Annotated in this window: 3 protein-coding genes and 2 pseudogenes; 2 read left to right on the forward strand and 3 right to left on the reverse strand. The window is 65.0% G+C overall.

Annotation, left to right across the window (positions count from 1 at the left end; all coding sequences use genetic code 11):
- The 3 genes and pseudogenes from AC1DS6_RS42170 to AC1DS6_RS42180 all read right to left on the reverse strand — a co-directional run.
- Positions 1 to 142, reverse strand: a pseudogene (locus AC1DS6_RS42170) (TenA family transcriptional regulator); the annotation flags it as partial.
- A gap of 184 nt (positions 143 to 326) precedes the next feature.
- Entirely contained in the window at positions 327 to 1,259 is a 933-nt protein-coding gene (locus AC1DS6_RS42175; protein WP_477104750.1) for an ornithine cyclodeaminase family protein, read from the reverse strand.
- Positions 1,260 to 1,311: 52 nt separating this feature from the next.
- Positions 1,312 to 2,064, reverse strand: a complete 753-nt coding sequence (locus AC1DS6_RS42180; protein ID WP_441637566.1) for a sulfite exporter TauE/SafE family protein — start codon at positions 2,062 to 2,064, stop codon at positions 1,312 to 1,314.
- Between the two features lie 311 nt (positions 2,065 to 2,375).
- On the opposite strand from AC1DS6_RS42180, the gene AC1DS6_RS42185 reads away from it, so the two are divergent.
- Together AC1DS6_RS42185 and AC1DS6_RS42190 are read left to right on the forward strand one after the other, a co-directional pair.
- On the forward strand, positions 2,376 to 3,914 hold the full coding sequence (locus AC1DS6_RS42185) for a hypothetical protein (protein ID WP_477104751.1): 1,539 nt from the start codon (positions 2,376 to 2,378) through the stop codon (positions 3,912 to 3,914).
- Between the two features lie 214 nt (positions 3,915 to 4,128).
- A pseudogene (locus AC1DS6_RS42190) lies at positions 4,129 to 4,270 on the forward strand (TenA family transcriptional regulator); the annotation flags it as partial.

Here is a 4,270-nt window from a genome sequence, read left to right on the forward strand (position 1 = left end):
TCTCGGCCCAGCGCGCGAGGTGGTCGCGGGAGAGCTTGCCGCTGGCCCAGGCCACGCTGAAGGGGGCCTTGTTGGCGCTCTTGCCCTTGATGGCGTTTTCAAGGGCGGCACGGAAATCATCACGGTTCATCAGTTCGGCCATTTGGGGGCTCCTGTGGGCAGCGAGTTCAAGGTTGGGGGACGGCGTGGCGTGGTCCGGAGGTCTCGGCCGCAGAAACCAGCCGAATCCGGGATCCATGTGAATATTGTATACTATCTGCAGTTTTGCGAAAGAGCTTTTTGGGCCAAACTTGCCAAGGCGAGCGATCGCGCATCCGGCCTCGCGCTCACGCGGCTCTGGCTTCACCCGCCGCGGCGATCTGCCTGTAGGCGAAGCCCGCCAGCGCCACGTCTTCCAGACCGACCCCCACCGACTTGTAGATCAGGATGTCGGCGTTGCTGCCGCGTGGTTGCACGCGGCCGGTGACCACATCGGCCAGTTCGACGACCTTGTCGGCGGGCAGCGCGGCGGGGTCGGCCAGCACGATATCGCCGGCTTCGCGCATCGATTGCGGGCGCCATTCCACCACTAGCTTGCTGGCGCGCGAGAGCGCCACATCGTCCAGTTCGCGGGTGTGCGGCAGGCTCGATCCGATCGCCGCGACAAAGGCGCCGGGTTTGAGCGCCTGGCCGGAGAACAGCGGCGTGGTGGAGCGTGACGCGGTGACCACGATGTCGGCTTGCGCCACAGCCTGGTCCGGTTCAGCGAAGGCGACGGGGATGCCGCACCACTGCGCCAGGCGTTCGGGCGTGGCGGCATCCGCATACGGGTCGGACAGCAGGATGCGCTTGAGCGGCAGGGTGGCGGCCAGTTGGCGGGCATGTTGCACGCCTTGCGTGCCGGCGCCGAACAGCGCGAGCACTGCCGCGTCCGGCCGGGCCAGGTGGCGGGCGGCCAGCACCGAGCAGGCCGCGGTGCGCAGCCGGGTAATGGCGCCTGCATCGAAGGAGGCCAGCGGCCGGCCGTCCTCCGTCGAGAAAATCAGGATGACAAAGGAAAACTGCCCCTTGATGGTGGTGTAGACCTTGGCGCCCGCCACCTGCTGCTCGGGAATCACCGCCCCGAGCGTGGACAGCTTGACGCCGCCCGCCTCGGTGCGGATGCGCTCCTGCATGGCGGCCTTGCCTTCGCCAAAGCTGCGGAAGGCGTCCAGCATCACTTGCTGGGCGTCGGCGGCGCTGACGTGGCGGTCGATCATCTCGTCGGTGATATGCAACATGGTGTGTTTCCTGGATTAGCGGGAGAGGATGGGAGATTTCGGGCGCGGGGTTTCAGGCGGGCAGGGCGAGCTTGACCAGCACGCCGATCGCGCCGGCGGTGCAGAGCGCCAGCAGCAGCTTGCGCACGGCCTTGGCCGAGAAGCGGTTCTTGAGGCGGTTCGAGACGGCAAAGCCGACCAGCAGCATGGGCGACAGGCTCAGGCTGAGCCAGAGGTCGCTCAGCCCAAAGCGGCCGGCGGCGGACAGCATGGCCAGCGAGAAGGCCGCACCGGCGCAAAGGATGCAGCCAATGGTGGCGCGCAACTGCGGCGGCGGCAGATGCTGCATGACGATGGCAAAGGGCGGGGCGCCGGCCGAGGTGACCGTGCCCATGAAGCCGGAGGCCGCGCCGGCGAAGGCCATATTCAGTCCGGAAGCCTGCACCCGCCAGCCCAGCAGGCTGAGCGCCACCGCGGCCAGGATCGACAGCGCGAACACCAACGCCAGCAGTTCCGCCGGCAATTGCGTCATCGCAGCCACTGCCACCACCGTGCCTGCGGCGCGGCCCAGAAGGGCATTGCCCGCCGTGCGCCAGGCAATGGCACGGAACTCGCGTAGTGCACCAAGCAAGGAGACGAGGCCACCCATGGCGAGCAGGGGGCCGGGCGCCAGTTGCGGGAAGAACAGCACCGCGACCGGCGCCGACACCATGGAGAAGCCGATCCCGCCTACGCCCTGCAGGCAGGCGCCCACCAGGATCAGGGCGCCCATCATGCCAAATTGCCAGGCCGTTACGCCGGCGGGAAGGAGGGTGGAAATCGTCATGTATGTCTTGTGTGATGCCTGCGTAATCGATCGGTAGGAAGCTGCTGCCTGTCTTTAACGGTATACAGTCTACATAATTTGCAGAAAGAAGGCATCCATTCTGGGTTCTCAACTAACATCCAGCTCCCAAAAGGTGCCTGGAATCCCGCTTATGGCGCGGAAATATAAGGGTTTGCACCGATTTGGGGGGATTCCCTACCCCAAGAAGATTCTGCTTGTTTTGATCTAAGTTAAGAATATAGTATACGTTCATGGGGCAGCCATAGCTCCAGACACGATGGTCTCTACAGACAAAGATCCAAGGGGAATTCATGCAACACGAAGTGGTGATTGGCGCGGCACACTGGATCTACCTATTGGGCGTGGCGGTGATCGTCCTGACCATGATCCTGCGGGCCAACGTGGTCGTACCGTCGATTCTGGGTACGTTCCTGGTGGTGTTCGCGCTGACCGGCAGCCCGGTCTCCGCGCTGGGAGGGATATTTTCGGCAAGCCTGGTGGCGGCCAAGGAGTTGTTCAACATCTTCCTGGTCATCGCCTTCATGACAGCGCTGCTCAATTCGCTGAAGACGCTGCGCTCGGATATCCGGATGGTTGAGCCGTTCCGGCTGGTGATGAAGAACGGCCATTCCGCCTTCTTTATCCTGGCTGGCATTACCTATGTGATTTCGCTGTTTTTCTGGCCCACGCCGGCGGTGCCGCTGGTTTCCGCCATCCTGCTGCCGGCCGCGATCGCCGCCGGACTGCCGCCGCTGGCCGGTGCCATGGCCATTGCCATAGCCGGGCAGGGCATGGCGTTGTCGTCGGACTATGTGATCGGCGTGGCGCCGGGCATCAGCGCCAAAGCCGCCGGCGCGGCGGTCAGTGCGGTGGTGGTGGCCGACCGTGCGCTGGTGCTGTCGATCATTACCGGCGTCATCGCGCTGACGCTGGCGTACCTGTCGATGCGCAAGCACATCGTGCCGGCCAGCGGCAGCCTGCTGACCAACTGGCAAGCCCGCGCAAGCGGCGCCGACGAGCGCTTCGAGCAGTCCGGCACCTTCGACAAGGCCGAGATCGCGCGCGGCACCGAGCACGACGAGCCGTTGGCCACCGATTCCAATATCGAGCGAAGCCTGGCCATGGTGGCGTTGCGCCGGGTCAAGTGGTCGAAGTGCTTTGCCGTGGTGACGCCGCTCGCGTTCCTGGCGGTGGTAGCGGTGATGGTGGTGCCCAAGATGGGCAGCGGCCTGCCCGAACTCAAGGGCGGCGATGCCGCAGCGCTGGTTGGCGGGGTTGCGGCGGTGCTGATGATGCTGGCCACGCTGGCCGCCGAAGGCCCCCGCAAGATGCTCGACGTATGTCCGGAGCACATTACGGACGGCTTCGTCTTCGCCTTCAAGGCGATGGGCTCGGTGTTGCCGATTGCCGGCTTCTTCTTCGTCGGCGCCGGCGAAACCGCGGCGCAGATCCTGGGTGTCGGCGCCGGCAAGGCGCCCAGCCTGCTGTTCGAGCTGATCCAGGCGTACCAGCACATGATCCCGGACAACCACGTGCTGGTCGCATTCGGTGTGCTGCTGGTGGGCATGATCACCGGCATCGACGGCTCCGGCTTCGCCGGCCTGCCGCTGACCGGCACGCTGGCCGGCGCGCTGGGTCCGGTGGTGGGCTTCGATTCCGCCACCCTTGCGGCAATCGGGCAGATGGGGGCCGTGTGGACGGGCGGCGGCACGTTGATCGCCTGGTCCTCGCTGATCGCGGTGGCCGGCTTTGCCCGCGTGCCGGTGCTCGACGCGGTGCGCGCCTTGCTGGTGCCGGTGCTGATCGGGCTGGGCGTATCCACCGTTTGCGCCATGTTCCTCTGGCGGTAGCGACACCGCGCGCGACGAAAAACGAGGCCTCTCCAAGCCTCGTTTTTTTATTTCCGAAAGAGTTGTATACCGTCTTCACAAAAACGGTAGATAGTATACAATCAGATTCAAGGTATCGGACTTACCGGGTTGGGCTGTCTAGCCCGCTCACCTCTCCGGACCACGCCATGCAGTCCCCCAACCTTGAACTCGTTGCCCACAGGAGCCCCCCCAAATGGCCGAACTGATGAACCGTGATGATTTCCGTGCCGCCCTTGAAAACGCCATCAAGGGCAAGAGCGCCAACAAGGCCCCCTTCAGCGTGGCCTGGGCCAGCGGCAAGCTCTCCCGCGACCACCTCGCGCGCTGGGCCGAGA

The organism is Cupriavidus sp. 05L310 (assembly GCF_056398185.1).

Excerpts from the sequence above, each read along its gene's own strand:
- AC1DS6_RS42175 (WP_477104750.1), bottom strand. The coding sequence starts at position 1,259 with ATGTTGCATATCACCGACGAGATGATCGACCGCCACGTCAGCGCCGCC.
- AC1DS6_RS42180 (WP_441637566.1), bottom strand. The coding sequence starts at position 2,064 with ATGACGATTTCCACCCTCCTTCCCGCCGGCGTAACGGCCTGGCAATTT.
- AC1DS6_RS42185 (WP_477104751.1), top strand. The coding sequence starts at position 2,376 with ATGCAACACGAAGTGGTGATTGGCGCGGCACACTGGATCTACCTATTG.